At 73.3% G+C, this 23,880-nt stretch carries 24 protein-coding genes; 11 read left to right on the top strand and 13 right to left on the bottom strand.

The features are described from left to right. Positions 1-42 precede the first annotated feature (42 nt). The 4 genes from AC07DW_RS06720 to AC07DW_RS06705 all read right to left on the bottom strand — a co-directional run bounded on the left by AC07DW_RS06720 (position 43) and on the right by AC07DW_RS06705 (position 4,159). Entirely contained in the window at positions 43-1,737 is a 1,695-nt protein-coding gene (locus AC07DW_RS06720; protein WP_478856526.1) for a phytoene desaturase family protein, read from the bottom strand. After that, positions 1,734-2,171: an SRPBCC family protein gene (locus AC07DW_RS06715; protein ID WP_478856525.1), complete on the bottom strand. Its 438-nt coding sequence runs from the start codon at positions 2,169-2,171 to the stop codon at positions 1,734-1,736. The genes AC07DW_RS06720 and AC07DW_RS06715 overlap by 4 nt, the downstream gene beginning before the upstream one ends. A 90-nt stretch (positions 2,172-2,261) precedes the next feature. Then, positions 2,262-2,936: a transcriptional regulator gene (locus AC07DW_RS06710; RefSeq protein WP_478856524.1), complete on the bottom strand. Its 675-nt coding sequence runs from the start codon at positions 2,934-2,936 to the stop codon at positions 2,262-2,264. A gap of 482 nt (positions 2,937-3,418) precedes the next feature. Continuing rightward, positions 3,419-4,159, bottom strand: a complete 741-nt coding sequence (locus AC07DW_RS06705; RefSeq protein ID WP_478856523.1) for a polysaccharide deacetylase family protein — start codon at positions 4,157-4,159, stop codon at positions 3,419-3,421. A 186-nt stretch (positions 4,160-4,345) separates the two neighbouring features. Here AC07DW_RS06705 and AC07DW_RS06700 point away from each other — a divergent pair, with 186 nt between their 5' ends. Then, a complete protein-coding gene (locus tag AC07DW_RS06700; RefSeq protein ID WP_478856522.1) occupies positions 4,346-5,317 on the top strand; it encodes an LLM class F420-dependent oxidoreductase in 972 nt (323 codons plus the stop codon). Positions 5,318-5,327: 10 nt separating this feature from the next. Continuing rightward, the gene (locus tag AC07DW_RS06695) at positions 5,328-5,933 is read left to right on the top strand and encodes a cysteine hydrolase family protein (RefSeq protein ID WP_478856521.1); all 606 of its coding nucleotides are present in this window, start codon (positions 5,328-5,330) and stop codon (positions 5,931-5,933) included. 218 nt (positions 5,934-6,151) lie between these two features. Here AC07DW_RS06695 and AC07DW_RS06690 read toward each other — a convergent pair whose 3' ends face one another. Beyond that, entirely contained in the window at positions 6,152-6,550 is a 399-nt protein-coding gene (locus AC07DW_RS06690; protein WP_478856520.1) for a hypothetical protein, read from the bottom strand. 164 nt (positions 6,551-6,714) lie between these two features. On the opposite strand from AC07DW_RS06690, the gene AC07DW_RS06685 reads away from it, so the two are divergent. Beyond that, positions 6,715-7,041 (top strand): plasmid stabilization protein, encoded by a 327-nt coding sequence (locus tag AC07DW_RS06685; RefSeq protein WP_478856519.1) that lies wholly within the window; start codon positions 6,715-6,717, stop codon positions 7,039-7,041. A gap of 16 nt (positions 7,042-7,057) precedes the next feature. On the opposite strand, the gene AC07DW_RS06680 is transcribed toward AC07DW_RS06685, so the two are convergent. Next, positions 7,058-7,732, bottom strand: a complete 675-nt coding sequence (locus AC07DW_RS06680; RefSeq protein WP_478856518.1) for an HAD family hydrolase — start codon at positions 7,730-7,732, stop codon at positions 7,058-7,060. A 377-nt stretch (positions 7,733-8,109) separates the two neighbouring features. On the opposite strand from AC07DW_RS06680, the gene AC07DW_RS06675 reads away from it, so the two are divergent. Next, positions 8,110-8,643 carry a DUF6328 family protein gene (locus AC07DW_RS06675; protein ID WP_478856517.1) on the top strand — a complete coding sequence of 178 codons (534 nt, stop codon included), beginning with the start codon at positions 8,110-8,112 and terminating at the stop codon, positions 8,641-8,643. Positions 8,644-8,740: 97 nt separating this feature from the next. Here the strand turns inward: AC07DW_RS06675 and AC07DW_RS06670 are convergent, their stop codons facing one another. After that, complete coding sequence (locus AC07DW_RS06670; protein ID WP_478856516.1) at positions 8,741-10,297, bottom strand: ATP-dependent DNA ligase; 1,557 nt, start codon at positions 10,295-10,297, stop codon at positions 8,741-8,743. Positions 10,298-10,750: 453 nt separating this feature from the next. Here AC07DW_RS06670 and AC07DW_RS06665 point away from each other — a divergent pair, with 453 nt between their 5' ends. Then, on the top strand, positions 10,751-11,815 hold the full coding sequence (locus AC07DW_RS06665) for a phosphatidylinositol-specific phospholipase C domain-containing protein (RefSeq protein ID WP_478856515.1): 1,065 nt from the start codon (positions 10,751-10,753) through the stop codon (positions 11,813-11,815). A gap of 23 nt (positions 11,816-11,838) precedes the next feature. Here AC07DW_RS06665 and AC07DW_RS06660 read toward each other — a convergent pair whose 3' ends face one another. Together AC07DW_RS06660 and AC07DW_RS06655 are read right to left on the bottom strand one after the other, a co-directional pair. Then, positions 11,839-12,750: a DUF6397 family protein gene (locus tag AC07DW_RS06660; RefSeq protein ID WP_478856514.1), complete on the bottom strand. Its 912-nt coding sequence runs from the start codon at positions 12,748-12,750 to the stop codon at positions 11,839-11,841. A gap of 92 nt (positions 12,751-12,842) precedes the next feature. Then, the gene (locus tag AC07DW_RS06655) at positions 12,843-13,256 is read right to left on the bottom strand and encodes a roadblock/LC7 domain-containing protein (protein WP_478856513.1); all 414 of its coding nucleotides are present in this window, start codon (positions 13,254-13,256) and stop codon (positions 12,843-12,845) included. Between the two features lie 543 nt (positions 13,257-13,799). Between AC07DW_RS06655 and AC07DW_RS06650 the strand changes: the two genes are divergently transcribed. The 4 genes from AC07DW_RS06650 (at position 13,800) to AC07DW_RS06635 (ending at position 16,795) form a co-directional block, all read left to right on the top strand. After that, complete coding sequence (locus AC07DW_RS06650) at positions 13,800-14,477, top strand: dienelactone hydrolase family protein (RefSeq protein WP_478856715.1); 678 nt, start codon at positions 13,800-13,802, stop codon at positions 14,475-14,477. 149 nt (positions 14,478-14,626) lie between these two features. Then, positions 14,627-15,226 (top strand): class I SAM-dependent methyltransferase, encoded by a 600-nt coding sequence (locus tag AC07DW_RS06645; protein ID WP_478856512.1) that lies wholly within the window; start codon positions 14,627-14,629, stop codon positions 15,224-15,226. Positions 15,227-15,413: 187 nt separating this feature from the next. Continuing rightward, complete coding sequence (locus AC07DW_RS06640) at positions 15,414-15,755, top strand: hypothetical protein (protein WP_478856511.1); 342 nt, start codon at positions 15,414-15,416, stop codon at positions 15,753-15,755. 176 nt (positions 15,756-15,931) lie between these two features. Further along, positions 15,932-16,795, top strand: a complete 864-nt coding sequence (locus tag AC07DW_RS06635; RefSeq protein WP_478856510.1) for a hypothetical protein — start codon at positions 15,932-15,934, stop codon at positions 16,793-16,795. A gap of 35 nt (positions 16,796-16,830) precedes the next feature. On the opposite strand, the gene AC07DW_RS06630 is transcribed toward AC07DW_RS06635, so the two are convergent. The 4 genes from AC07DW_RS06630 to AC07DW_RS06615 all read right to left on the bottom strand — a co-directional run bounded on the left by AC07DW_RS06630 (position 16,831) and on the right by AC07DW_RS06615 (position 19,129). Next, the gene (locus AC07DW_RS06630; RefSeq protein WP_478856509.1) at positions 16,831-17,025 is read right to left on the bottom strand and encodes a hypothetical protein; all 195 of its coding nucleotides are present in this window, start codon (positions 17,023-17,025) and stop codon (positions 16,831-16,833) included. Positions 17,026-17,075: 50 nt separating this feature from the next. Beyond that, complete coding sequence (locus AC07DW_RS06625; RefSeq protein WP_478856508.1) at positions 17,076-17,618, bottom strand: MOSC domain-containing protein; 543 nt, start codon at positions 17,616-17,618, stop codon at positions 17,076-17,078. A gap of 137 nt (positions 17,619-17,755) precedes the next feature. Further along, entirely contained in the window at positions 17,756-17,938 is a 183-nt protein-coding gene (locus tag AC07DW_RS06620) for a hypothetical protein (protein WP_478856507.1), read from the bottom strand. 84 nt (positions 17,939-18,022) lie between these two features. Then, positions 18,023-19,129 carry a fatty acid desaturase family protein gene (locus tag AC07DW_RS06615; protein WP_478856506.1) on the bottom strand — a complete coding sequence of 369 codons (1,107 nt, stop codon included), beginning with the start codon at positions 19,127-19,129 and terminating at the stop codon, positions 18,023-18,025. A gap of 257 nt (positions 19,130-19,386) precedes the next feature. Between AC07DW_RS06615 and AC07DW_RS06610 the strand changes: the two genes are divergently transcribed. Together AC07DW_RS06610 and AC07DW_RS06605 are read left to right on the top strand one after the other, a co-directional pair. Continuing rightward, positions 19,387-22,449: a DEAD/DEAH box helicase gene (locus AC07DW_RS06610; protein ID WP_478856505.1), complete on the top strand. Its 3,063-nt coding sequence runs from the start codon at positions 19,387-19,389 to the stop codon at positions 22,447-22,449. Beyond that, positions 22,446-23,738 (top strand): SWIM zinc finger family protein, encoded by a 1,293-nt coding sequence (locus AC07DW_RS06605; RefSeq protein ID WP_478856504.1) that lies wholly within the window; start codon positions 22,446-22,448, stop codon positions 23,736-23,738. The genes AC07DW_RS06610 and AC07DW_RS06605 overlap by 4 nt, the downstream gene beginning before the upstream one ends. Positions 23,739-23,880 lie beyond the last annotated feature (142 nt).

The following is a 23,880-nucleotide window of genomic DNA, read 5'->3' as shown; positions in this document are numbered from 1 at the left end:
CCCCGCCGGGCGGGGACACGTCCGGGGCCCCGCCGTGTGCGGTCACTCGGAGTTCGGCAGGTCCTCGGGGCCGGACACGGCGCGGGCGCCGCGGCCCGCCAGGGCGGCCTGCGCGCGGCTCAGGGCGCGCCGCAGCGGGCGGGAGCTGCGCAGGGCGGCGCGGGCCGCGTTGGCGCCGGGCGCGCCGTGCACACCGCCCCCCGGGTGGGCGCCGGCGGAGGCGAGATAGAGGCCCTCCACCGGGGTCTCGGGCCGCCCCGTACCGGGTACGGGCCGGAAGAACAGCTGCTGGTGCATGGCGGTGGTGCCGCCGTTGACCGCGCCGTGGTACAGGTTGGCGTCCATCGCCTCGAGAGTCCGCGGGGCGAGGATCCGCCGGGCGCGGACGAGGGAGCGGAATCCGGGCGCGAAGCGCTCGACCTGGGCCTCGACCCGGTCGGCGAACGCCTCCTGCTCCCGGGCGTCCCAGGTGCCGGTGAAGCCGTCGTCGCCCGCGTCGCCCCGCACCCGGTGGGGCACGTGGGTGTAGGCCCACGCGGACTCGGTCCCCGCCGGGGAGCGGGACGCGTCGGCGGCCGTCATCTGCCCGAACAGCAGGAACGGCCGGTCCGGTACCTCACGCATGGAGAGCTGGGCCGAGAAGCGGGTGAGGTCGTCCATGCCGTCGGCCACGTGTACGGTGCCGGCGGTGGCCGCCGCCTCGCCGGCCGTCCAGGGGACCGGTCCGGACAGAGCCCAGTCGACCTTGAAGGTGGCCCAGTCCCACTGGAAGCGCCGCATGTCGTCGAGCAGCTGGGACGGCAGGTGCCGGGGGGCGACGAGGTCTCCGTACAGCGCGGGCACCGCCACGTCGGCGAGGACCGCCCGGTTCACCGGCACCGTCTCCCCCGCGGCCGTGCGGACCGCCACCGCCCGCCCGGAGCGGACGGTCACCTCCACGACGCGCTCGCCGCAGCGCACCACGCCGCCGCGCCGCCGGAGGCGGCGTACGAGGGCGTCGGTCAGCGCGCCCGCCCCGCCGACCGGCACGGGGAAGCCGTGGGCCTGGCCGAGCATGGCCATCAGCCAGCCGAACCCGCCGCTGCCGGCCGCCTCGGGGGCCAGGTCCGCGTGCAGGGCGCTGCCGGCCAGCAGCAGCCGGCCGCCCTCGCCGCGGAACTCCTCCTCCGCCAGGCGGCGCACGGGCAGCGCCATCATGCGGGCCAGCCGCAGCCCGCCCGCGGCGCGCAGCCGGGCGGCCAGCCGCGCGGTCGGGCGCACCGGCGGGAAGGGGGTGAACAGCGCGTCGACGATGTCGGCGCCGAGCCGGTCCCAGATGTCGCAGAGGTGGTCCCACGCCAGGGCGTCGCCGGGCGCGAACTTCTCCAGCCCGGCCGCCGTCGCCGTACGGTCGCGGTCGAGCACCGCGCACCGTCCGTCGGGAAGCGGATGGGCCAGCACGCGCGGCGCGTGGCTCCAGCGGAGGCCCTCCTCGTGCAGGCCGAGCCGGGAGAGGATCGGGGAGGCCGCCGCCAGCGGGTAGAAGGCGCTGAACACGTCGCTGACGTAGTCCGGGTGCACGCCGCGGTCGCTGCGGACCGCGCCGCCCGGCTCGTCCTGCGCTTCGAGGACCTCGACCGACCAGCCGGCGTCGACGAGCAGGTTGGCGGCCACCAGGCCGTTGGGGCCCGCCCCGATGACCACGGCGTCCGGGACGGTGTCGGGCTCCGCGGCCGGCAGGACGGGGCCGGAGGTCACCTGGTCTCCCCCTCGATCACGTCGGCGAGTCGGCGGAGCATGGCACGGTGGCGCAGCTGGAGCAGGGCGTCGATGACGGTGTTGTGCAGCAGCCCGCCGGGACCGCGCAGTGGGTGTTCGTCGACGACGACGAGCGTCTCGTCGCCCCAGGGGCGTACCTCTATGGCGATCCTGGCCGTCCCCAGTGCGCCGCTCTTGGCCTCCAGCTCCAGGCACCTGGGCCGGTCGTAGAGCCGTACGACGGTCTCGCCGTCGACCGTCCAGGGGCCCAGGCGGACGGTGTACTCGAGGGCCGAGCCCGTCTGCGGCCAGTCGCCCTTCTTGGGCCGGGACGAGGAGGTGCCGACGACCCAGTCGCTGTAGCGCGACGCGTCTTCGAGGACGGCCCACACCGCTTCGGGGGGCCTCTTGATCAACTGGTGCCGCACGGCCATGGAAGCCTCCGCTGTCCGCCTGTCGGGGAACGAACGCAGCGCGGGTACCCGCATCCGGCTGTTGCGAACGCGCCACCTGCGGCGGTTGCGTCAGGGGTGCCCGGTCGCCCGGGGCGACAGCGTGTCCCAGAACATCGATTCGTAGGACTGCAGGAGCCTGCCGTAGCGGAGCGCGGCCGGCATGGTGACGTGCCCGCCGTCCAGTCCCTCCTGCACGGCGGCGACGGCCTGGTCCAGGAGGGCGGGCGCCGGCAGGGCGAAGAAGTCGAAGAAGCCGCAGGCCTCGTCGGTGAACCCGTAGCGCGTGCGCAGCGCCCCGGCGATGGTCGCGCAGTAGCCGCCCCATGCGGCGAAATTGGCGTGCAGGGCGATGGCGACGTCCGCCGGGTCGCCGTTGAGGGCGAGCCAGGCGACGTACGCCGGGTAGGCCTGGCAGCCCGCCTCGGGCTCGTACGCCTCCGCCGTCACCTCGTCGAGACCGCAGCCGTGCAGCAGCGCGCCCAGGCGGTCCTGGGCCAGGGCCTCGGCCTCCGCGAGGGTCGTGAACAGGGTCGTGCCGTGGGGGCGCGGGGCGGCGCGGGCGGCCAGGTGGAGGAAGGACCGGCGGTCGGAGGCGATGATGTGGCGCTGTTCCAGGGCCAGGGTGCCGATGGCTACCCGGCCGGCCGTGCCGTCGGCGATGGCGGCGACGAGCCGGTTGGCGCCCTGCTGCGGGGCGAGTGCCTGTGCGGTGGCTTCGAGGAGTTCCCGGGCCTGTTGCGTCATCGCGGCGCTCTCCTTGGACTCTGCTTTCCTGCGTCCGGCGGGTGACGTGCTCAGGGGCGCCCGGCGTCGGGGGCGCGTCCTGTGGGTTGCGTCCTGCGCGTGGCGTCCTGTGGAGGCAGCGTCGCACGGCGGGCGGGAACGCGCGGGACGAGGGCGGCGTTGCGTGACGGCAGTGGGTGACGTGGCGAATCGTGACGGGCGGGCGGCGAGGGGGCGGGTGACGGGCGGGTCGTGACAGCGGGCAGGGAGGAGGCGGGCCGTGACGGGCGGGCGGCCAGGGGGCGGGCCGTGACGGGCGGGGAACGACGGAGCCCCGACTGGACGGGGGGAAGCCAGCCGGGGCTTTTCGCCGTGGCGCGAAGGGCGGTCATCTCGCGGCCCGAGGCCGGGGACACGGGCCCCTTTGCACCACATCCGGATGAACGGTCAACCATCGGGGAGTGTTCCCCGGTGTGGTCCACTTCACCCTGCCCGACCTGGGCTCACGGCTTGTAGACGGTGCCGGGTTCCGCCGTGGCGGGGGCGAGCAGCTGCGGCACGGTGACGAAGGTGAAGCCGCGCTCCCTCAGCTCGTCGATGATTCCGGGCACAGCCGGGACGGTGCCGTCGTAGATGTCGTGCAACAGGATGATGCCGTCCTTCTTCGCGCCGTCGAGCGTCCGCTGCCGTATGAGGGCGGAGTCCGTGGTCGAGTAGTCCTTGGCGGTGACGCTCCACAGCACCTGGGCGAGGCCGAGTTCGCGGCTGATCCCGGAGACGGTGTCGTCGGTCCGGCCCTGCGGCGGGCGCATGAGGGTGGGCCTGCGGCCGGTGAGCTTCGCTATCGCCTTCTGCGTGCGGGACAGCTCCTGGCGTATCTCCTCGGGTTCCAGGTCCGTCAGAATCCGGTGGCTCCAGGTGTGGTTGGCCACCTCGTGCCCCTCGGCGGCGATCCGGCGTACGACGTCGGGGTAACGGTCGACGTGCTTCCGGCCCAGCAGGAAGAAGGTGGCGGGGACCTTCCTCTCCTTCAGGATGTCGAGCAGCTCGGGCGTGTCCTTGCCGGGCCCCGCGTCGAACGTGAGCGCGATGCAGGTGAGCTTCCGGCAGTCCACCGGGCCCGCCTCCCCCTTGGCGGCGGACCTGGCACCGGCCGGCGCCACCCGGTCGGCGGAGCAGCCGCCCAGCGCCAGGACGAGCGAGGGGACCACGGCCAGGGCGGAGGCGGCGGCCTTGCGACGCATCGGTGACTTCTTGCCGAACGGCATGGAGGATCTCTCTTCCGTGGTGGGTGGAGGGGTTCGACCGGCAGGCGCCGGCCGAACACGCCTCGCACTCTACACACGGTGTATACATGCCGTGTATACCGGGCGGGAGCCTCGGCGATGCGCGCATGTTTTCGATGAGATCTTCTGGGAAATCGCGAGTTTATGGTGCAAATCGGATACACGATGATGACCGAGCAGGCGGGGCCCCGCGCCCTCGTGGACCATGTCGTCCAGGCCGAGGAAGCGGGTTTCGACTTCTCGGTGACGTCCGACCACTACTTCCCCTGGCTGCGTTCGCAGGGCCACGCGCCGTACGCCTGGGCCGTGCTCGGCGCCGCCGCGCAGGCGACCTCGCGCATTCCGCTCATGACGTACGTGACGTGTCCGACCTTCCGCTACCACCCGGCCGTCGTCGCCCAGAAGGCCGCGACGCTCCAGCTGTTGTCCGAGGGGCGGTTCCGGCTCGGACTTGGTTCCGGCGAGAACCTGAACGAGCACGTCGTGGGCGGCGGCTGGCCCTCCGTCGACGTACGGCACGAGATGCTCGAAGAGGCCATCGACATCATCCGGGCCCTGTTCGAGGGGGGCCACGTCACCCACCACGGCGCCCACTTCGACGTGGAATCGGCCAAGCTGTGGGACCTGCCCGACGAGCCGCCACCCATCGGTCTCGCCGTCTCCGGCCGGCGGTCCTGCGAGCTGGCCGGGCGTCTCGCCGACCTCGTCATCGCGACGGAACCCAAGGGCGACCTGCTCGAGGCCTTCGACCGGTACGGCGGCGAGGGCAAGGCCCGGGTGGGCCAGCTGCCGGTCTGCTACGACCCGGACAAGGAGGCCGCCGTACGCCGTGCGCACGACCAGTTCCGGTGGTTCGGCAGCGGCTGGAAGGTCAACTCCGAGCTCCCGCATCCGGACTCGTTCGACGCGGCGACGCGGTTCGTCAAGCCCGAGGACGTCGCCGACGCCATTGCCTGCGGAGACGACCCGGACGACTTCGTGGCCGCCGTGAAGCCGTACGCCGACGCGGGCTTCACCGAGATCGCGCTCGTCCAGATCGGCGGCGACTCGCAGCCGGCCTTCCTGGACTGGTCGGCCAAGAAGCTGCTCCCCGCGCTGCGCGACGCGTTCGGCTGAGGCGGGCGGCATGGGTACGTCAAAGACCGGTGCGCCGGGGCGAGCACAGGACGCTGCGGGCAGCACCGCGCTCGTCGTCATCGACATGATCAACACCTATGAGCACCAGGACGCCGAGCTGCTCCTGCCCTCGGTGCGCGAGGCCCTGCCCGTCGTGGTGGACCTGCTCACGAAGGCCAGGGAGCACGGCGTCCCCGTGATCTACGTCAACGACAACTTCGGCGAGTGGCGCTCGCACCACGGCGAAATTCTGCGCACCGCGCTGGAGGGCCCCCACGCCGAACTGGTGGAACCCGTCCAGCCGGACGACTCCTCCCTGTTCGTGGTGAAGGCGCGGCACTCGATCTTCTACGAGACGCCGCTGGCGTATCTGCTGGCGCAGCTCGGCGTCGACCACCTGGTCCTGTGCGGCCAGGTGACCGAGCAGTGCGTCCTGTACTCGGCGCTCGACGCGCACATCCGGCACATCGAGGTGACAGTGCCCACGGACGCGGTGGCGCACATCCACGAGTCGCTGGCGGACGCCGCTCTGGAGATGATGCGGCGCAACATGAGCGCCCGGACGGTGGAGGCGAAGGAGATCGACTTCGCCTCCCTCACAGGGGCGCGGACGTGACGGCGAGCGTGACGAGGCGAGCGTGACGAGGCGAGCGTGACGAGGCGAGCGTGACGAGGCGAGCGTGACGAGGCGAGCGTGACGAGGCCGCGGCCCGCGATGTGCGGGCCGCGGCCTCGTGCCGCCTTTCGTACCGTCGTGGTCGACGGCACCGCCGTGGCTCAGGAAGCTCGTGCTCCTCGTGGCGCCTGGCGGCGTGACCTGACCGGCGGTCGCGGTCAGCCGGTGACCCGGCGGGACGCGAGCAGCATACGCGCTTCCCTCTCGTGCTCGCCCGACACCGACGTGGCGGACCGCACCTCGAACAGCCCACCGATCGCCTTCTCCACCTCCCCCACCGCCTGGTGGTCACCCGTCAGCACGGCGGTGACCAGCGCGCCGAGAGGCGGCGGGCCGGGCTGCTCATCCCGACGGGCCGAACTGTCGAACGTGGCCATCCACACGGTGGGCTCGTGGTCATGAGCCTGTTCGGGGCCCGGCGAGGGCATGTCGCAGCCCGTGAAGACGCGGTCGAGCGCCTCGAAGACGGCCCTCGCGTCCTCGCGGCCGCAGTCACTGAGCTGCACGGTGACGTCGCAGTCCACCGGATGGTTCTTCGTTGTTCCGTTGCTTCCCACGTCGCTCCACTCCTCGGGTCCGGTCGACTACCGGTACTGGCACGAATACCTCGCTGCGGGCCCGCCAATCAGGATCTTCCGCGGCGCGTTTGCGGAGGGGGGTGCCTGGTACGAGGGTGAGGAGCAGCAGGGGGGTCCGCAAGAGGAACCGTCAGGAGGAACGCATGCCGGCAGGATCCAGCCCGAAGCGTGAACGGCAGTACGAGCACATCAAGGACAGCTCCAAAAAGCGTGGCGCGAGCGAGAAGCGGGCCGAGGAGATCGCGGCCCGTACGGTGAACAAGGAGCGGGCCCGCTCCGGGGAGTCCAAGACCGCGAGCAAGACGTCCAAGCAGGACATGTCCTCCTCCAAGCGGGGCGGCCAGCGGTCCGGCAGCAGCGGCCCCAAGGGCCCGACGTACGACCAGCTCTACGAAGAGGCCAAGCGCAAGGGTGTTCAGGGCCGGTCCTCCATGAACAAGTCGGAGCTCCAGCGCGAGCTCGGTAAGTGACGCGTCCGGCGCGCCTTCAGCCCCCGGCGGCGGCCCCGCCCAGCGGGCCGCGGTCCAGGTGCGCCAGCAGGTCGGCGGGGTCGTCGTAGAGCACGGCGGCCCCCGCCTCCGTCAGGTCCGCGGCCGGAATGCCTCCGCACAGCAGACCCACACAGGTGACGCCCGCGCGGGTGCCGGCCTTCATGTCCCAGACCGTGTCGCCCACGAAGACGGAACCCCCGGCCGGCGCTCCCGCCAGCTCCAGCGCGTGGAGCACCGGTTCCGGTGCGGGCTTGCCCTCCTCGACGTCGTCCGCGCTCGCGGTTGCCGTGATGGCGTCGTCCGCGTCGATGGCCCGGAGCAGCGCGGACAGCTCTCCCCCGCCGGCGGACGTGGCCAGGACGACCGTCCAGCCGTCGCCCGCGAGGGTCTTCAGCAGGCGGCCGGTGTCCCGGAAGGCGGGCAGCCGGTCGAAGTACGTTCCGTAGAGGGTCTTGTGGGCGGCGCTGATCGCGTCGTCCTGCTCCTTGTCCCGGTCCTCGCCCAGCAGACGTGCGATCAGGTCGTGCGACCCCAGGCCCACCGCTCGGTGGACGGCATGCATGGGGACGTCGTGCCCGGCCTGCCGGAACGCCTCCCACCACGCGGTCACATGCAGGTGGTTGGTGTCCACAAGTGTGCCGTCGACGTCGAAGACCGCCGCTCGTGTCATGACCTCTCCGTTCAGATCTCTCCGTGCTCGTCCGTCACAAGTCTCACCCTGGACTTGAGGTTTAACCTTCGATTCCGGTGACGAGTGCGGAGCACCCACCGGCCTCGCTCCGGTGATCCGCGCCGACACGGAAGGACCGCGAGGACCGCCACTCCGCTTTCGCCTTCACCGGCGCGCGGGACGCCCCGGTCTCTCCCTCAAGTCCAGTCACTCCCTCAGGTGTCGTACGAGCATGAGCGCCGCGCGCGGGTCCGTCGCGTTCCGGGGGCCCGACACCCGCCGAGTTCCTTCGGGTGCCGTACGGAAGCGGGCCCGGCGCTTGATCCGGTCGTCCCGGGTTAGGAGAAGAACACTGAGGGGCGGACCGGGAGGACAACATGCCAGAGCAAGACGAGCGGGGTACGTCCGGGAACGGCGGCGGGACGGCGGGGGCGGGCCAGCGGGGGCGCGACGAGACGCCGGACGAACGCGCGGACCGGCGCTGGGCCGAGCTGATCCAGGAGATCCGCGTCGCCCAGACGGGCGTGCAGATCCTCTTCGGTTTCCTGCTCACGGTGGTGTTCACACCGAAGTTCGCCGAACTGTCCAGCACCGACAAGACCATCTACATCGCGACGGTGGCGCTGGGCGCCTCCGCGACCGGGGCGCTGATAGGGCCGGTCGCGTTCCACCGCATCGTGTCGGGGCGGCGGATCAAGCCGCAGGCCGTGGTGTGGGCGTCGCGGCTGACATTCACCGGGCTGGTGCTGCTGCTGGCGACGCTGATATCGGCGCTGTTCCTGGTACTGCGGGTCGCGACGCACGACGGGTTCGTCCCCTGGCTGGTCACGGGGGTGGTGAGCTGGTACGTGGTGTGCTGGTTCGTCCTGCCGCTGTGGGCCCGCTACCGGTACACCACCCTGGACGACTGAACATCCGTCGCCGGACACGTCGTACGGCGGGCGTACCCGGCGATGGGGGGCGACCTCACTGGCCGACGCGCCCGCCGGCCGGCCGTGCCCGCCGCGGTCAGACCGCTCCGGGCGGCGGAGGGCCGCCGCGCGACAGGACGTCGTCGATCGTGTCGGCCTCCGCCGCCGGCTTGTCGGGGCGGTGGCGAAGCACCCGGGCGAACCGGAGCGCCACCCCGGCCGGATAGCGCGGTGAGCGCTGCAGACCGTCGTAGGCGATCTCGACGACGAGCTCGGGCCGGACGCGGACGGTGAAGCCGTCGTCCTCGACCCCCAGCTCCCGCAGCCGCTCCGTCTGCCACCGGAGCATCACGTCCGTCAGGCCCTTGAACGTCTTGCCGAGCATCACGAACGTGCCGTCCGCGGCCCGGGCGCCCAGGTGAAGGTTGGAGAGCAGCCCGGTGCGGCGGCCATGGCCCCACTCGGCGGCCAGGACGACCAGGTCGAGGGTGTGCACAGGCTTGACCTTCAGCCACGAGCGGCCGCGGCGACCCGCGCTGTACGGCGCGTCGATCGCCTTCACCATCACGCCCTCGTGGCCACGCCGGAGCGTCTCGGCGAAGAACACCTCGGCCGCGGCCGACTGCTCCGGATCCCCGGGATCCTCGACGACGGTGCGCCGTACCCGCATCGGGGCCGGCACGAGCCTGGCCAGCGCCTCGTGCCGCTCGTGGCCGGGCAGGTCGACGAGAACGGCCCCGTCGGCGGCCAGGACGTCGAAGAAGACCGGTGACACGGGCAGCGCGGCAGCCGCGGTCGCCACGTCGACGCGGGAGCCGACGCGGGACGCGATGTCCTGGAACGGCAGGGGCCGGCCGGCGGCGTCCAGCGCGATCACCTCGCCGTCCAGGACGAACCGGTCCCCCGGCAGCTCACGGGCGGCGGCCGTGACCTCCGGGAGCCGGTCGGTGATGTCGTCGAGCGACCGGGTGTAGAGGCGCACGTCGTCGCCCGAGCGGTGCACCTGGACGCGGATCCCGTCGAGCTTCTCCTCGACGACGCAGCGTCCGAGCGCGGCGATGGCCTCGGTCACGCTCTTGGCCGTGTGGGCCAGCATCGGATGGACGGGGCTGCCCACCCGCAGCTGGAACCGCTCCAGCACAACAGGTCCCTCGGCGAGCAGCGCCTGGGCGACGCGGGGCAGGGACCCTTCGAGCATGACGGCCCGCCGTACGTCGGCGGCGGGCGCCGCCGCCGCCCTGGCCACACCTTCGAGAGCGATCGCGTCCAGCGCCCCCTGTCTGACCTCGCCCGTCAGGAGCCGCAGCAGGAACTGCTGCTCCGCCTCGGTGGCGGCGCCCATCAGCTCCCGCACCAGCCGCTGCCGCTCCGCCTGTGCCCCGGCACCGGCGACCCCGGCGAGCGCGGTCAGGGCCGCGTCGGTGTCGGCGACCGTGAGCGTGGGGCCGGCGGCGGGCGGAACGGGCACCTTGAGGGTGCTCCAGCCGATGCCGATCCGCCCCTGAGGAAGCCGTCCCGCGAGATAGGCGATGACCAGCGGGGCCTCATCGGGCGTGGTCGCGGAGAACAGATCGGCCAGTGCGGCGATCTTGGCGGAGCGCGCGGAGGTGGCGGCGACCTGGTGGGAGACCTCCGCGAGTCGGGCCAGCAGCATGCGGCCATGGTGCACGCCCCGGGCCTCCGGCGCACGCGGGCGGACCACCCGAACACCAGGAACGGCACGTTCTTCGCCGGCGGTGGCCGGCGCTCCGGACGTTCGCCGGCCGTCCGGCCCGGGGGGTGGGTGGGGGGTGAGTGGGTGTCCCATGCGGGAGGCGCTGGGGGGCCTCCCCCCACCCCCTCCCCCTCCCCCCGCCCCCTTGGTTGTGGGCCTGCCCCTGGCCCCGGTCCACCGACGGAGGCCCGGACGACCACTCCGGACGCCGCTCGTTGGAACGGCGGTCGGTGCCCGCGCCACGGCCGCGGCGACCGCACACCGGTGTGCTTCTCGAATGTCGGTGCCGGGTGGTCCCGTTCGCACGACCGCAGCCGCGAGGTCTCCCCTCGTTCAGACAACTGCCCTACGCTGCGGTCGACTTGATGGACGCCGACCCGGAGCAGGGGGCTCATGATGAAGGTGTCGCGTACCGCGCTGACAGCCGCGTCCGCCGTATTGGCCGGTTCTCTCTCGCTCGGAGCCGCGCCGGGCCTGGGCCACTCCACCGCCTCCGCGTCCGCCGATCCGGAGCGACTGCCCTATGCGGACTCCACCGGGGTGGGCGTCCACAACGCGTATGAGAAGGTCAAATACCCATACTTGGCCGACGCTTTGGACTCCGGAGCGGGCATGCTGGAGATCGACGTGTGGACGAACGCGTTCGGCAGATCGTGGCGTGTCTCCCACAGCAACCCCCTCGGCAACGACAACAACTGCGTGAACGCCACACACGCCGGTGAGTTGCGCGGCAAGCCGAGGAACCAGGACCTCGGTGGATGCCTCGCGGACATCCGGGCGTGGCATGACGCCCATCCGGGACACCGGCCCGTCCTGCTGAAACTCGAGCTGAAGGACGGCTTCCAGGCCAACAGCGGCCGGGGCCCGGCGGCGCTGGACGCGCTGCTGACCGCCCGGCTGGGCGACGCGCTCTTCCGGCCGGCGGATCTGGCCGGCGGCCACCCGGATCTCGACACCGCCGCACGGGCCGGCGGCTGGCCCGCCCGTTCGGCGATGGCGGGGAAGTTCGTGGTGGAACTCATCCCTGGCACCGTCGAGGAGGACAACCCGCTCGACACCCTGTGGACCGATCGTGAGTACGCCACACATCTGCGGAACCTGGCCGTCGGCGGGCGGCTGCGGGAGGCCGCCGCGTTTCCCGCGGTGCACCATGCGGCGGCGGGCGATCCCCGCACCCGCTACGCGGACGCCTCCATACGGCCCTGGTTCGTCGTCTTCGACGGTGATGCCGCCGCCTATGCGGGTGGCTCCATCGACACCGCCTGGTATGACAGCCGCCACTACCTGGTGGTGATGACGGACGCCCACGACGTGGCGCCCGCCATCGACGGCACCAACCCGACCGAGACGCAGGCCCGGGAGCGCGTCGCGCTGCTCGCCGGTCGGCACGCCAGCATCGTGTCGGCCGACTGGTATCCGCTGCCGGGCGTGCTCTCGACGGTCCTGCCACGCGGCTGACGCCCGGCGCGCCCCTGCGTCGGTCACAACCGGACCGCGACGGTTCGCGGCACCCTGCGCCTGCCCGGTCGCAGGCGGTTCAGCAGCCCGGTGCGGCCGGGCCGGCGTGGGGCACGCGGCGGCCGGTGACCAACGGCTTCCGGACAGGGGGCGGGCCGGAGTGCCCGGGCCTCCTCCAGCGCCAGCGCGAGACTCATCCGGTGCCAGAGGACTTCGTCCGGGTCGTCGGCCAGCTGGATACGGTCGATGATGTCCCGGGCGGCCAGGGACTCGGGCCGTGCGTTGACCAGGACGGGGCGGAGCAGGTCGAGGTGTGCCCGCTCGTACGGATCGCCGGCCACCTCGGCGACCTGGTCGGGCGGCAGGAGGGACGCGATGGCCGCCGCGGCCGCCCAGGGGTCGTCGGCGCGGCGGAGCAGGAGCCCGAGTCGTCGTGCCCGCCAGTTGCGCGCCCGGACGTCCTCGCCCCCGTCGAGCCTGGCGCGTAGCGGGGCGGGGAGCCTGCCGGTGAGCAGCTCCGGGTGTCGTTCGGCGAACTCCCGCACCTCGCCCGCGAGGTAGAGCCACACGACGGCCCGGTAGCGGTTGAGGTAGAACGCGACGGGACCGAGGTGCCCGGTCCTGGCCAGTCTGGTGAAGCGGTCGGCGGTGATCGAGGCGAGCTCGGCGGCCCCCTTCGTGCCGACCGTGCGGACGCGGTCGCGCAGACCGGCCGGGAAGTCCGGCGCGGCGCGCAGCCGCTCGATCTCGTCCGCGGCCACCCGGGGCCTCCCGCCGTCGGCGCCGGGCACGGTCCGTACGTGGCCCAGCTGGACGGCGAGGTCGAACTCGTTCTTCCGCAGCTCCAGTTGGTGCGCGGCGCGCCCGTAGGCGACGGTGTGCGCGGTGACTGCTTCCTTGACCGACATGGCGGCTCCCCCGTGAGACTCGATCACGCTGTGTCACGAAGGTAGCGCGTTGGGGGCGGCTCGCGTCCGGCCTGTGGAAAACCTTGGGCCGGACGCGAGTCGTTGCAGGTCGGCGCTGGTCAGCGGTCGGTGAGGGCCGCTTCGCCGGGCTGCCGGGCGGCCACGGCGAGGTGCTCGCCGACCCGGTTGACGAGGAGCGTCATCTCGTAGGCGACCAGGCCGACATCGGCCTCGGCCGCGCTGAGGACGCACAGGCAACTGCCTTCGCCCGCCGCGGTGACGAAGAGCATCGCCTCGTCGAACTCCACCATCGTCTGGCGTGCGCGGCCCACCCCGAAGTGCCGGCCGGATCCTCGTGCGAGGCTGTGCAGCCCGGAGGAGACAGCGGCGAGGTGCTCCGCGTCCTCGCGGGCGAGTCCGGTGCTCGCGCCGGTCACCAGGCCGTCGTTGGACAGCACCAGTGCGTGACTTATGTGCTCGACCCGTTTCGTCAGGTCGTCCAGGAGCCAGTCGAGTCCTTTGTCCAGAGCCATGTCCGGTCCTCCCCGTTTGGCACGTTCCCCGCTGTCACGTAAGCCTTGCGCACGGACGTGGGCAGGGCAAGCACTCCTGCTGGTCGTGCGGCGGCGGGACGGGCCTGTCACGGCGTGGGGCCGGTGCCTCGGGACCCGGATCGAGCGTCCGGGCTGGGTGCGCGCGTCCCCGGGTGCCTGACGAACCGTACCGGCACTTCCTTGCCCGAGCCGCGGTCGCGTGCCTCGCCGAGGGCGGCCGGCGGGCCGCGGTCGAGGTCGAGTGCGGGCGACACGTCCTGCGCACCGGTGGGGCTTGAGCGGGGCACCCGGTCCGGGGGACGCGATCGTTTCTTGAGTGTGGCTGTTCTCGTCGCACGGGAGTCCCACCGGCGGGCGCGATCCAGCCTGCGGGTGACGTGTCACGGGGGCGGCCCGCGTCGCAGTGTCGTGCGGTGGCGGTTATCCGGTCCGGGCGGAGGGGTACTCGATGGCCGGTCCGCGATGCTCGTGGGCGTTCGACCTCGTGGCGTGGGACCGGCACGGGAGGTGGGATCCATGGCGATGGCGTCACAGGCGGTCTCCCTGCCCGCAGGTGGGGTCACACTGGCCGGGGATCTCGCCCTGCCCCGGGAGGCCCGGGGGGTGGTGGCCTTCGCGCACGGCAGCGGCAGTTCGCGGCACAGCCCCCGCAACCGGGCGGTGGCCGGTGTCCTGCGTGAGGCGGGCCTGGGCACCCTGCTCCTGGACCTCCTCACCGCCGAGGAGGAGCGCGCGGACATGGTGACCGCCGAGCTGCGGTTCGACATACCCCTGCTCGGGCGGCGAATGACGGCGGCGGTGGACTGGCTGCACGGCCGGCCCGGCACCGGCGTTCTCCCGGTGGGGCTGTTCGGCGCCAGTACGGGGGCGGCGGCGGCGCTGGTGGCGGCGGCCGAGAGGACGGAGTCGGTGCGTGCCGTGGTGTCGCGTGGCGGTCGCCCTGATCTCGCGGGCGCCGCGCTCGCCGGCGTACGCGCACCGGTCCTGCTGGTGGTGGGCGGTCATGACCACGAGGTGCTGCGGCTGAATCAGGAGGCGGCGCGGCGGCTGACCGCTCCGTGCACGATCCGTGTGGTCCCGGGGGCCACCCACCTCTTCGAGGAGCCCGGAACGCTGGAAGAGGCCGCGGACGCCGCACGCGACTGGTTCCTGCGGATGGGGACGGAGTCCGGGAAGGGGAGCCCTGGGCCGCGCGGCTGACCCGTACGTGTCCGGCTTCGAGGACGATGCCGAGGAGGACGCGTACGGCTCCGGTGGCTTGTTCGGTCACGGCCTGACCGGCGTGAACGATCGGGCACGCTCGCACGCGTGCCCGCACCGTCCGTGAGGGTGTGGGGGATCATGTCCCCATGGCCGACGACCACACGCACGTCCAGGAGTTCTTCGCCGCCCGCGCGGCGGACTGGGACTCGCGGTTCCCGGACGACGGACCGAGGTTCGCCACTGCCGTCGCCGACGCGGGACTGCGGCCCGGTGACGCCGTGCTCGACGCGGGATGCGGTACGGGCCGTGCGCTGCCGCACCTGCGTGCGGCCGTGGGCGCCGGGGGCACGGTCGTCGGGCTGGACCTGACGCCGGCCATGCTGGCCGCCGCGGTACGGGCCGGGCGGGCGGACAGCGGGGCGCTGCTGCTGGGTGACGTGGGGCGGTTGCCGCTCCGCGACGGGGTGCTGGACGCCGTCTTCGGCGCGGGGCTCGTCTCGCACCTGGCCCGGCCGGTCGAGGATCTGCGGGAGCTGGCGCGGGTCGTACGGGCGGGCGGCCGGTTGGTGCTGTTCCACGCGGTCGGCCGGGCGGCGCTGGCCGCCCGCCACGGGCGGCGGCTCGCCCCCGACGACCTGCGGGCCGAGCCCAATCTGCGGCCGCTGCTGGCCGCGGCGGGGTGGCACATGATCTCGTACGTGGACGAGGACGACCGTTTCCTCGCCGTCGCCGAACGCCAAGGTTGACGGACCGCATCGCGCCGTCACCGGCGCAAGGGGCGGACGCAGGGGGCGGAGCGGGACAGCAGGGGGCGGGACGGGGAGGGCGTCCCTTCGCCGTCCTCTTCTGCGGGCGCGGGCCGGACCTTACGTTGGAGGTCCAGCGTCGGAAGACCGGTGGCGAGTGCCGCCGCGCAGCGGGAAGGTGGGCCCGGTGTTCAACGGACTCCGCACGTTCTTCAGCTTCTGCAGGTCGTCGTTCAGATCGTTCGGCCCCGGTCCGGCCTCGGGCTCGGAAGAGGGGGACGGGGGACGTCCGGGGCGGTCCGGCGGCGCCCGTCAGCACAACATATTCGAGGCCGCCGCGGTCTACGTGGCCGCGTGCGCGGACGACGACCAGGAGGGGGTCGACGAGGCGGCGGGCTGGGTGTCGCCGGAGGCGCTGTCCTTCGGGGTGAGCGAACTGGCGTGCCGGGCGGTGATCGCGCTCGCCCGCGAGCGCGACGAGTCCCCGCAGACCGTGGCCCGCAGCTTGATGGGCCTGCCTGCCGCCTGAGCCGGGCCCGCCGGTGCCCTGACGGCGTCGGTCCTGTGTCGTGCCGTTGTGTGCTGGTCCGCGTGCTGGTGGGTGCTGACGCCTGCCGGCGTCGTCCCGGTCCGGGCGGCCGGACCCTCGACGTGTGGGTTACTCGCTGGTTAAGGTGCGCCGACGAACGTGGGAGGGAGGCGGCCATGACCGGGACGGAACCCGTGGACGCGGGTGTGGTGGACGACGACGCGCTGTATGTGCTCACCGCCGTGCTGCTGACGCCCGCGCAGTTCCCGAGCCTGCTCGGTGACGACTACCCCGAGGCGTGTGCGGCCCTGGGGCTGGAGCCGTACGCCGAGGGGTACGGGCTGGTGTTCGGCCAGGACGGCGAGGGGGCCCGGTGGACGGTCGTCGTCGACGACGTGTCGCTGGTCGCCGTGGCGATCGCCTCGTGGGACTGCGGCATGGAGTACGACCTGTCGCCCGACGAGCGCAGTGTCGTCGCCGCCCTGCCGGGCTGGCCCCTCGCCCTGGCGGTCGCCGCGCCGCACGTGCCCGCACCGCACGACCCGGAGACGGAGCCCGGCGAGTCCCGGCCGCTGACGCCTCCGGATCCTGGCCAGTGGGGTCCGGCGCAGCGCCGGATGGGCGCCGACGAGGTCGCCCTCCAGTGGGCCTTCTGGCGTGAGCAGCTCGGCGAGGACGCCTTCGTGCCGACGGACGCCGGCGACGCTCCGTCCGGGTCGCCGGAGGCGCCCGACGAGCAGCGGCCCGGGGCGGCCGAGCCCGCGGACCACTCGCACGACCCGTTGCGTCGTGTTCTGGCCGCGCTGCACCGCTACCTGGAAGAGCCGCCACCGCCGGGCCGGGTCAGGTCGGGTTTCGCGCCCGGCGGGGCGCGCACGCTGCGGGCGGACGGGCCGGGCTGGTCGGTCGTCGCCCGGACGGACGACATCGCCTTCGTCCTGCTGGACGAGCTGCCCCGCGAGGTGCTGCCGGTCGGCCGCGGGCCGAACCTGCCGTCCTTGCTGGCCGCTCTCGACGCGATGGCGGTACGTCCCGCCTGACGGGCGGCCGGCGGGTCGGCGGGTCCGGGGGCAGTTCAGCCGGTGGGTTCCTCGGGTTCGCCGTCCGCGAGTGTGTCCTCGGCGGGGGTATCCCCGTCCTCGCCGTCCGTCGCACGGGACATGTCCGGGTCCCAGTGATCGTCGGCGCCGCCCGCCTGTTCGTCGGGCAGGTCCCTCGGGACTCCGGGTCCGTCCTCGCCCGCGCTTTCGAGCCGCTTGTCATCGTCCATGGTGTCTCCCTCCGGCGTTCCGGCCGGGCGGGTACCCCGGGACGCGCCGCTCAGACCCTTTTGAGGGGACGGTGCGGGCCGTTCGGGAGTTCGACGGTGACCGCGTCGCCCGGCCGGACGGGTCCCCCGGTCGTCACGACGGCCATGATCCCGGCCTTGCGGACGACGGAGCCCGTCTCGTCGCGCCCGACGACCTGCTTGAGCAGGCCCTCCTGGAAAGCGTCTACCTGGAGGCACGGGTTGCGGAGTCCGGTGACTTCGACGACCGCTTCGGGGCCTATGCGGAGCAGCGTGCCGACGGGCAGGCCGAGCAGGTCGAGGCCCCGCGTGGTGATGTTCTCGCCGAGGTCGCCCGGCCGGACGGTGAAGCCCTTCCCGGCCACTTCCTCGAACAGCTCCTCATGGATGAGGTGCACCTGCCGGAGGTTGGGCCGCGTCGGGTCCTGGGCCATGCGGGAGCGGTGCTTGACGGTGACGCCCGCGTGCACGTCCCCCTCCACTCCGAGCCCGGCCAGCAGGGTGATTTCCGGCCGGTTCGGCTTGGTGAACGTGTACTCGCCGTTGCTGCTGACCGCTGTGACCGTTCCGCGCATCCGAGCCCCCTCCGTCGCGCCGGTATCGCGTACCATCACCATGATCACTTGTTATGGACCGGCCGGGCGGCCGAGCAGCGGGTTTCCTGCCGCCGCCCGTCAGTGCCTCGTCGGCGGTCCGCACCTCGGGCCGACGGTCAGCGGCCGAGTTCCTTGCGGCTGACGCGGCGCAGGCGCCGGCGCTGTCCCGGATCCAGGGTCAGGTAGGCGATGGCGGGAACGCCGATCAGCACCAGCAGGGACATCCAGAACCCGATGAGGGGCCACAGGAGAAGGCCCACGGCCACTCCCCCGATGACGATCTTCGTTCTTGTCGACATGTCGATGCCTCCTTGACGGCCGGCGACGGCCGCTTCCTGGTGGGTGAACGCGTGACGGGGCCTGCCGGTTCCGCGCCCCGCCGCTCAGGCCGTGCGGAGCGGTCGGCCGACGTCGTGCAGGTGCCCCAGCGCCTGGCGGTACGAGTCGACGAAGCCGGTCTCCGTGTAGGGGATGCCCAGCGAGCGGCAGTGGGCGCGCACGGCGGGCTGCGCCAGCCGCAGGTGGGGGCGGGGCATGCTGGGGAAGAGGTGGTGTTCGACCTGGTAGTTCAGGCCGCCCAGGAGCCAGTCGGTGAGTGCGGCACCCCGGATGTTGCGGGACGTGAGCACCTGCCGGCGCAGGTGGCCCCAGGGCTCGCCGTCCGGGTCGGGCACCTCCATGCCCTTGTGGTTGGGCGCGAAGGCCATGCCCAGGTGGAGGCCCAGAAGCATCTGGTGCACGAGCGCGAAGATGACGGCCTGACCCACCGGCATGGTGCTCAGCAGAAGGGCGGCGTATCCGGCCACGTGGGCGAACAGCAGACCGCCCTCGATCAGGCGCTCGCGCGATGCCTGACGCGGTCCGTCCTTGGAGAACAGCGCCTGGAAGCCGTACACCTTCAGGGCGAGTCCTTCGAGCGTGGTCAGCGGGAAGAACAACCACGCCTGGTGACGGGCCACCCAGCCGCGCAGACCGGTGCGTCCCACCGCCTGGTGCCGGTTGAAGACGAGGACGTCCGGAGCGACGTCCGGGTCCTTGTCCTCGTGGTTCGGGTTGGCGTGGTGCCGGTTGTGCTTGTCGTTCCACCACTGCTGGCTCATGCCGAGCAGCAGATTGGCGTGCAGCAACTGGATGAGGCGGTTCCTGCCCCTGTCCGCGCTTATCTGCGAGTGCCCGGCGTCATGACCGAAGAAGGCCGCCCTGGCGGAGAGCACCGCCAGGGGCAGCGCGAGCAGCAGCGACCACCACGAGTGCCCGAACAGCACCAGGCCGGCGGCGACCGCCGAAAGGGCGAGCAGGTTCACGACGATGCCGGTCGCGTACCAGCCGGTGCGCCGTTCCAGCAGGCCCTGCTCCTTGATCGTACGGAGAAGGGGCGCGAATTCACTGCGGGAGCCGCGCCCGCCGACCGGGACGGCGCCGGCGACCGCGGCGGCGGTGTCCGTGACCGCCGGGCGAGGGATCGTGAGGGCAGATGTGGCCTGTGGCATGGGTGCTCCGGTCTGATGTGGTCTCGTACGCGGACACGCGCCGACCTGATGAACCTACGGATGAGCAGGGGCCCAGAGCCATGGCACCACCACCCGGACGTGGGGTGGGGCTTCCCAGGGTACTGGGGTGGCGCTACCCACAGCCTGGACGCGAAGTGGCCTATGTCACGGGAAATCCACCCTCGCCGAGCAGGGACCATCGAGTACCCTCGGCGCTTCGACTCCCGCTAGTCAAATTTGAGGAATGCGTCAGCGCTGTGCACCAGCTTCCCGAAGCAACGCCCCACCCGGCTCCCGACGTGCCCCTGCTCGCCCGCTGCTCACCGCTCTTCCTGCCCGCCGACCCGCCCCGTGCCGGGCGCTTCGCGTTCCAACTGCCCGGCGGTGCCGAACCGCCCCCGGCCGACGGCCCGGGTCACCATTCGCCCCGGCCGGGCGGCGAGACGGGCTCCGGCGTCTTCGGCGTGCCCGAAGGTCTCGGGAGCGGACCGGTCGAGGAGTTGCCCGTGGTCACCGCCGACGCACGTCCGGCCGCCGTGCGCGCGCTGCTGATGCCGGTCCGTGAGGCGCTGCCGCTGCTCACCCGGGCAGGACGCTCTCCCGAGGCCTCCTCCGCCACCGCGTTCTGGGGGTCCGCGGCCCTCCTCGCCTTACAACTGGCGGCCAGGGGACTGATGTTGCCCGGCCTCGACGGCAGCGGCCACGACGCCTGGCGGGCCGGCCCGCTCACCGCCGGGGATCTGGACCGGGTGCGTACGCTCGCCGCTTCGATGCCACCGACCGCCCACGCGGTGCCCGTCGGCACCGCGGAGGACGGGACGGTCCTCCTGGCCGCCCCTGAGCGGCTGTTGCTCTCCTTCCTGGACGCGGTGGCCGACGCGCTGCCCCGCACGCCCGCGGCGCCGCTCGCGGTGGGAGGGCCGGCGTTCGCCGCGTTCGAGCCGCAGTACGTGCCGGAGCAGCGCACCTGGGCGGCGGACGTCGCGGCGGGTCATGACGCGGGCGTGCGGCTGTCGTTGCGCGTCGAGGCGCCGGGGATGGACACGCCCGCGGGCCCGGCGTTCCGCGCCGTCCTCCAGATGCACAGCGTCAGGGACCCCTCGCTGGTGGCCGACGCCGCCGAGGTGTGGTCGGGTTCGGCCGGTGACGGTTTCGGTCCGCGGGCCCGCCTGGACGCGCTCCTCGCGCTGCGTCGCGCCGCGCGCGCCTGGCCGCCGCTCGCGCCGTTGCTGTCCGCCTCGGTACCGGACGCCCTGGACCTCGCCGACGAGGAGGTCACCGAGCTGCTGGGCGAGGCGGCACGGACGCTGGCCGCCACCGGCGTACAGGTGCACTGGCCGAGGCAGTTGGCGCGTTCGCTGACCGCGCGGGCCGTCATCGGGCCACCGGACGAGAACGGCCGGGGCGGCAGGGACGGGAGGGGCGTCGGAGGTGGCAGCGACCGGAACGACGAGGACGGTGGGGGCGGGCCGGGACTGCCGTCGTTCCTCTCGGCCGACGCGCTCCTCGCCTTCGACTGGCGCTTCGCGGTGGGCGACCAGGAGCTGACCCGGGCCGAGCTCGACCGGCTCGCCGAGGCCGGCCGCCCCGTGGTGCGGCTGCGCGACCAGTGGGTGCTGGTCGACCCGGAGGACGCCCGGCGCGCGCGGGACCGCCGGGACCGCAAGCTCACGCCGATCGACGCGCTCGGCGCCGTACTGACCGGCACCACCGAGGTGGACGGCCACCAGGTCGACGTGCAGCCGTCCGGATGGCTCCAGACGCTGCGCGACCGGATCGCCGACCCGGAGGGCGGGCGGCCGGACGCGGGCGGCCAGGAGATCGGGCAGCCGGCGGCGCTGGCCGCGACCCTGCGCGACTACCAGGTGCGCGGGTTCAACTGGCTGCACCGGATGACCTCGCTCGGTCTCGGCGCCTGTCTCGCCGACGACATGGGCCTCGGCAAGACGATCACCCTCATCTCCCTCCACCTGCACCGGCAGACCGACGCGTCCGCGGCCGGCCCCACCCTGGTCGTCTGTCCGACGTCCCTCATGGGCAACTGGCAGCGGGAGGTGGAGAGGTTCGCTCCGGGTACGCCCGTGCGCCGCTTCCACGGCTCGGGGCGGGACCTCGAGGACCTCCGCGACGGCGAGTTCGTCCTGACCACGTACGGCACGATGCGGCTCGACGCCGCCCTCCTCGCGCGCGTGCCCTGGGGCATGGTGGTCGCCGACGAGGCGCAGCACGTCAAGAACCCGTACTCCGCGACCGCCAGGCAACTGCGCACGATCGGCGCCAAGGCGCGGGTGGCACTGACCGGGACCCCGGTGGAGAACAACCTCTCCGAACTCTGGGCCGTCCTCGACTGGACGACCCCCGGGCTGCTGGGCCGTCTGGGGACCTTCCGCAGCCGGTACGCCCGCGCCGTGGAGCAGGGCGCCGATCCCGCGGCCGCCCAGCGACTGGCCGCTCTGGTACGGCCCTTCCTGCTGCGCCGCCGCAAGTCCGACCCCGGGGTCGCCCCGGAGCTGCCACCGAAGACCGAGACCGACCTCTCCGTGTCGCTGACCTCCGAACAGGCGGGCCTGTACGAGGCGATCGTCCGCGAGACCCTGGCGGCCGTCGCGGAGGCGGACGGGATGGAGCGCCGAGGACTCGTCGTCAAGCTGCTGACGGCCCTCAAACAGGTCTGCAACCACCCGGCGCAGTACCTGAAGGAGGAGCACCCGAGAATCGCCGGCCGCTCCGGCAAGCTGGAGCTGCTGGACGAGCTGCTCGACACCATCCTGGCCGGGGAGGCCGGCGTGCTGGTGTTCACGCAGTACGTGCGCATGGGCCGGCTGCTGGAGCGGCACCTGGCGGCGCGGGGGGTACGCACGCAGTTCCTGCACGGCGGGACTCCGGTGCCCGAGCGGGAGGCGATGGTCGAGCGTTTCCAGGCCGGCGAGGTTCCCGTCTTCCTGTTGTCGCTGAAGGCGGCGGGCACCGGGCTCAACCTGACCAGCGCGGCACACGTTGTGCACTACGACCGCTGGTGGAACCCTGCCGTCGAGGCGCAGGCCACGGACCGTGCGTACCGCATCGGCCAGACCCGGCCCGTCCAGGTGCACCGGCTGATCGCGGAGGGCACGATCGAGGACCGGATCGCGGACATGCTGGTGCGCAAGAAGGAGCTGGCCGACGCCGTGCTCGGTTCCGGCGGGGACGGGGCACTCACCGAGCTGACCGAACTGACCGACGACGAGCTCGCGGAGCTCGTGCGGCTCCGCGGGACGGAGCACGCGCGGGACACACCGAACGCACGGAACGCGCAGGACACGCGAAGGGGCACGCGATGAGTGGTGACGGGGGCGGGGAGCGTACGTTCGCGGCGCTGCCTCCCGCGCAGGGCCGGGGCTTCGCCGAGACGTGGTGGGGCCGGGCGTGGCTGAAGGCCCTGGAGGACACCGCGCTCGACGGCGGGCAGTTGAAGAGGGGCCGCAAGCAGGCACGGGAGGGGGCCGTCGGTGCGGTGTCGGTGCGGCCCGGGCGGATCACCGCGGTCGTGCGGGACCGGGACGGGACCGCGCAGCGCAGCGACGTGCTGTGGCGGGAGCTGACCGAGGAGGAGTGGGACCGCTTCCTGGACATGGCGGTGGACCGGGCGGGACACATCGCCGCCCTGCTGGACCGGGACGTGCCGCCGCACCTGGTGGAGGACGCCGCCGCGGCGGGCGTCGAGTTGCTTCCGGGCATCGGCGACCTGGAGCCCGAGTGCGCGTGCGACGCGTGGGACCACTGTCCGCACACGGCGGCCCTGTGCTACCAGGTGGCACGGCTGCTGGACCAGGATCCGTTCGTGCTCTTCCTGCTGCGGGGCCGGGGGGAACAGTGGCTGCTCGACGAGTTGCAGGAGCGCAGTACCGCGCGGGCGGGGAGCGCCGGCCGCCACGAGGATGCGGCGCCGGGCGACGCGGACGGGCCGGAGGGCGTACGGGCGGACGAGGCGTTCGCCGCGCGGGACATCCTTCCGCCGCTGCCGGCGCCGCCTCCGCTGCCGGCGGCCCCCGGGAAGCCGCCTTCGCTGGACACCGAGACCCGGCCCGCGCCGGGCGTCGACCCGGCGGCGCTGGAGACGCTGGCGGCGGACGCGGCCGCGCGGGCGTACCGGATGCTGGCGGACGCGCTCACGGCCGGCCATGAGGACCGGCCGGTGGAGGCACCGCTGACGGCGGAACAGGACGCGGTACGGCTGGCCGCCTCGGGGACGTGGACGCCGGCCGCGCTGGACCGGCTGGCCGCCGGGGCCGGGCGCGGGCGCGCCGGCCTGGACGTCGCCACGCGTGCGTGGCGGCTGGGCGGCGCCGATGCGCTGGGCGTGCTGGACGGGGACCTGACGCCCGGCGCGGAGGAGCGGGCGCGGGCCGAGGCGGTGCTCGCCGCCGCTTGGGAGGACGACGAGCGGCCGGCGTTGCGGGCGGACGGCCCGGGGTGCTGGACGGTGGCGGGGGCGGACGTACAGCTCCGCCTGGACCGGAACGGCCGATGGTGGCCGTACCGCGAGGAGGCCGGCCGCTGGGCACCCGTGGGCCCGCCCGACCCCGACCCGGCCGCCGCCCTGGCGGGCGCCCTGGCGGACGACGCGTGACGCTGCCGGGGGCGGCCCACCGGGAGCAGCGCCTGTTCGGCCATGCCCGGTGGGCCGCCCCCGGGTGGTGGCCCCGCAGCGGCCGGCATCCGACGGCCGACCACCGGCACCACGCCCGGCGTCCACCCGGACGGCGTCCACC

Source organism: Streptomyces sp. NPDC045701 (assembly GCF_056432045.1).
This window is presented reverse-complemented; position numbering and strand designations above follow the sequence as displayed.

Excerpts from the sequence above, each read along its gene's own strand:
- AC07DW_RS06715 (WP_478856525.1), bottom strand. The coding sequence starts at position 2,171 with ATGGCCGTGCGGCACCAGTTGATCAAGAGGCCCCCCGAAGCGGTGTGG.
- AC07DW_RS06710 (WP_478856524.1), bottom strand. The coding sequence starts at position 2,936 with ATGACGCAACAGGCCCGGGAACTCCTCGAAGCCACCGCACAGGCACTC.
- AC07DW_RS06705 (WP_478856523.1), bottom strand. The coding sequence starts at position 4,159 with ATGCGTCGCAAGGCCGCCGCCTCCGCCCTGGCCGTGGTCCCCTCGCTC.
- AC07DW_RS06700 (WP_478856522.1), top strand. The coding sequence starts at position 4,346 with ATGGTGCAAATCGGATACACGATGATGACCGAGCAGGCGGGGCCCCGC.
- AC07DW_RS06695 (WP_478856521.1), top strand. The coding sequence starts at position 5,328 with ATGGGTACGTCAAAGACCGGTGCGCCGGGGCGAGCACAGGACGCTGCG.
- AC07DW_RS06685 (WP_478856519.1), top strand. The coding sequence starts at position 6,715 with ATGCCGGCAGGATCCAGCCCGAAGCGTGAACGGCAGTACGAGCACATC.
- AC07DW_RS06680 (WP_478856518.1), bottom strand. The coding sequence starts at position 7,732 with ATGACACGAGCGGCGGTCTTCGACGTCGACGGCACACTTGTGGACACC.
- AC07DW_RS06675 (WP_478856517.1), top strand. The coding sequence starts at position 8,110 with ATGCCAGAGCAAGACGAGCGGGGTACGTCCGGGAACGGCGGCGGGACG.
- AC07DW_RS06670 (WP_478856516.1), bottom strand. The coding sequence starts at position 10,297 with ATGCTGCTGGCCCGACTCGCGGAGGTCTCCCACCAGGTCGCCGCCACC.
- AC07DW_RS06665 (WP_478856515.1), top strand. The coding sequence starts at position 10,751 with ATGATGAAGGTGTCGCGTACCGCGCTGACAGCCGCGTCCGCCGTATTG.
- AC07DW_RS06655 (WP_478856513.1), bottom strand. The coding sequence starts at position 13,256 with ATGGCTCTGGACAAAGGACTCGACTGGCTCCTGGACGACCTGACGAAA.
- AC07DW_RS06650 (WP_478856715.1), top strand. The coding sequence starts at position 13,800 with ATGGCGTCACAGGCGGTCTCCCTGCCCGCAGGTGGGGTCACACTGGCC.
- AC07DW_RS06645 (WP_478856512.1), top strand. The coding sequence starts at position 14,627 with ATGGCCGACGACCACACGCACGTCCAGGAGTTCTTCGCCGCCCGCGCG.
- AC07DW_RS06635 (WP_478856510.1), top strand. The coding sequence starts at position 15,932 with ATGACCGGGACGGAACCCGTGGACGCGGGTGTGGTGGACGACGACGCG.
- AC07DW_RS06630 (WP_478856509.1), bottom strand. The coding sequence starts at position 17,025 with ATGGACGATGACAAGCGGCTCGAAAGCGCGGGCGAGGACGGACCCGGA.
- AC07DW_RS06625 (WP_478856508.1), bottom strand. The coding sequence starts at position 17,618 with ATGCGCGGAACGGTCACAGCGGTCAGCAGCAACGGCGAGTACACGTTC.
- AC07DW_RS06620 (WP_478856507.1), bottom strand. The coding sequence starts at position 17,938 with ATGTCGACAAGAACGAAGATCGTCATCGGGGGAGTGGCCGTGGGCCTT.
- AC07DW_RS06615 (WP_478856506.1), bottom strand. The coding sequence starts at position 19,129 with ATGCCACAGGCCACATCTGCCCTCACGATCCCTCGCCCGGCGGTCACG.
- AC07DW_RS06605 (WP_478856504.1), top strand. The coding sequence starts at position 22,446 with ATGAGTGGTGACGGGGGCGGGGAGCGTACGTTCGCGGCGCTGCCTCCC.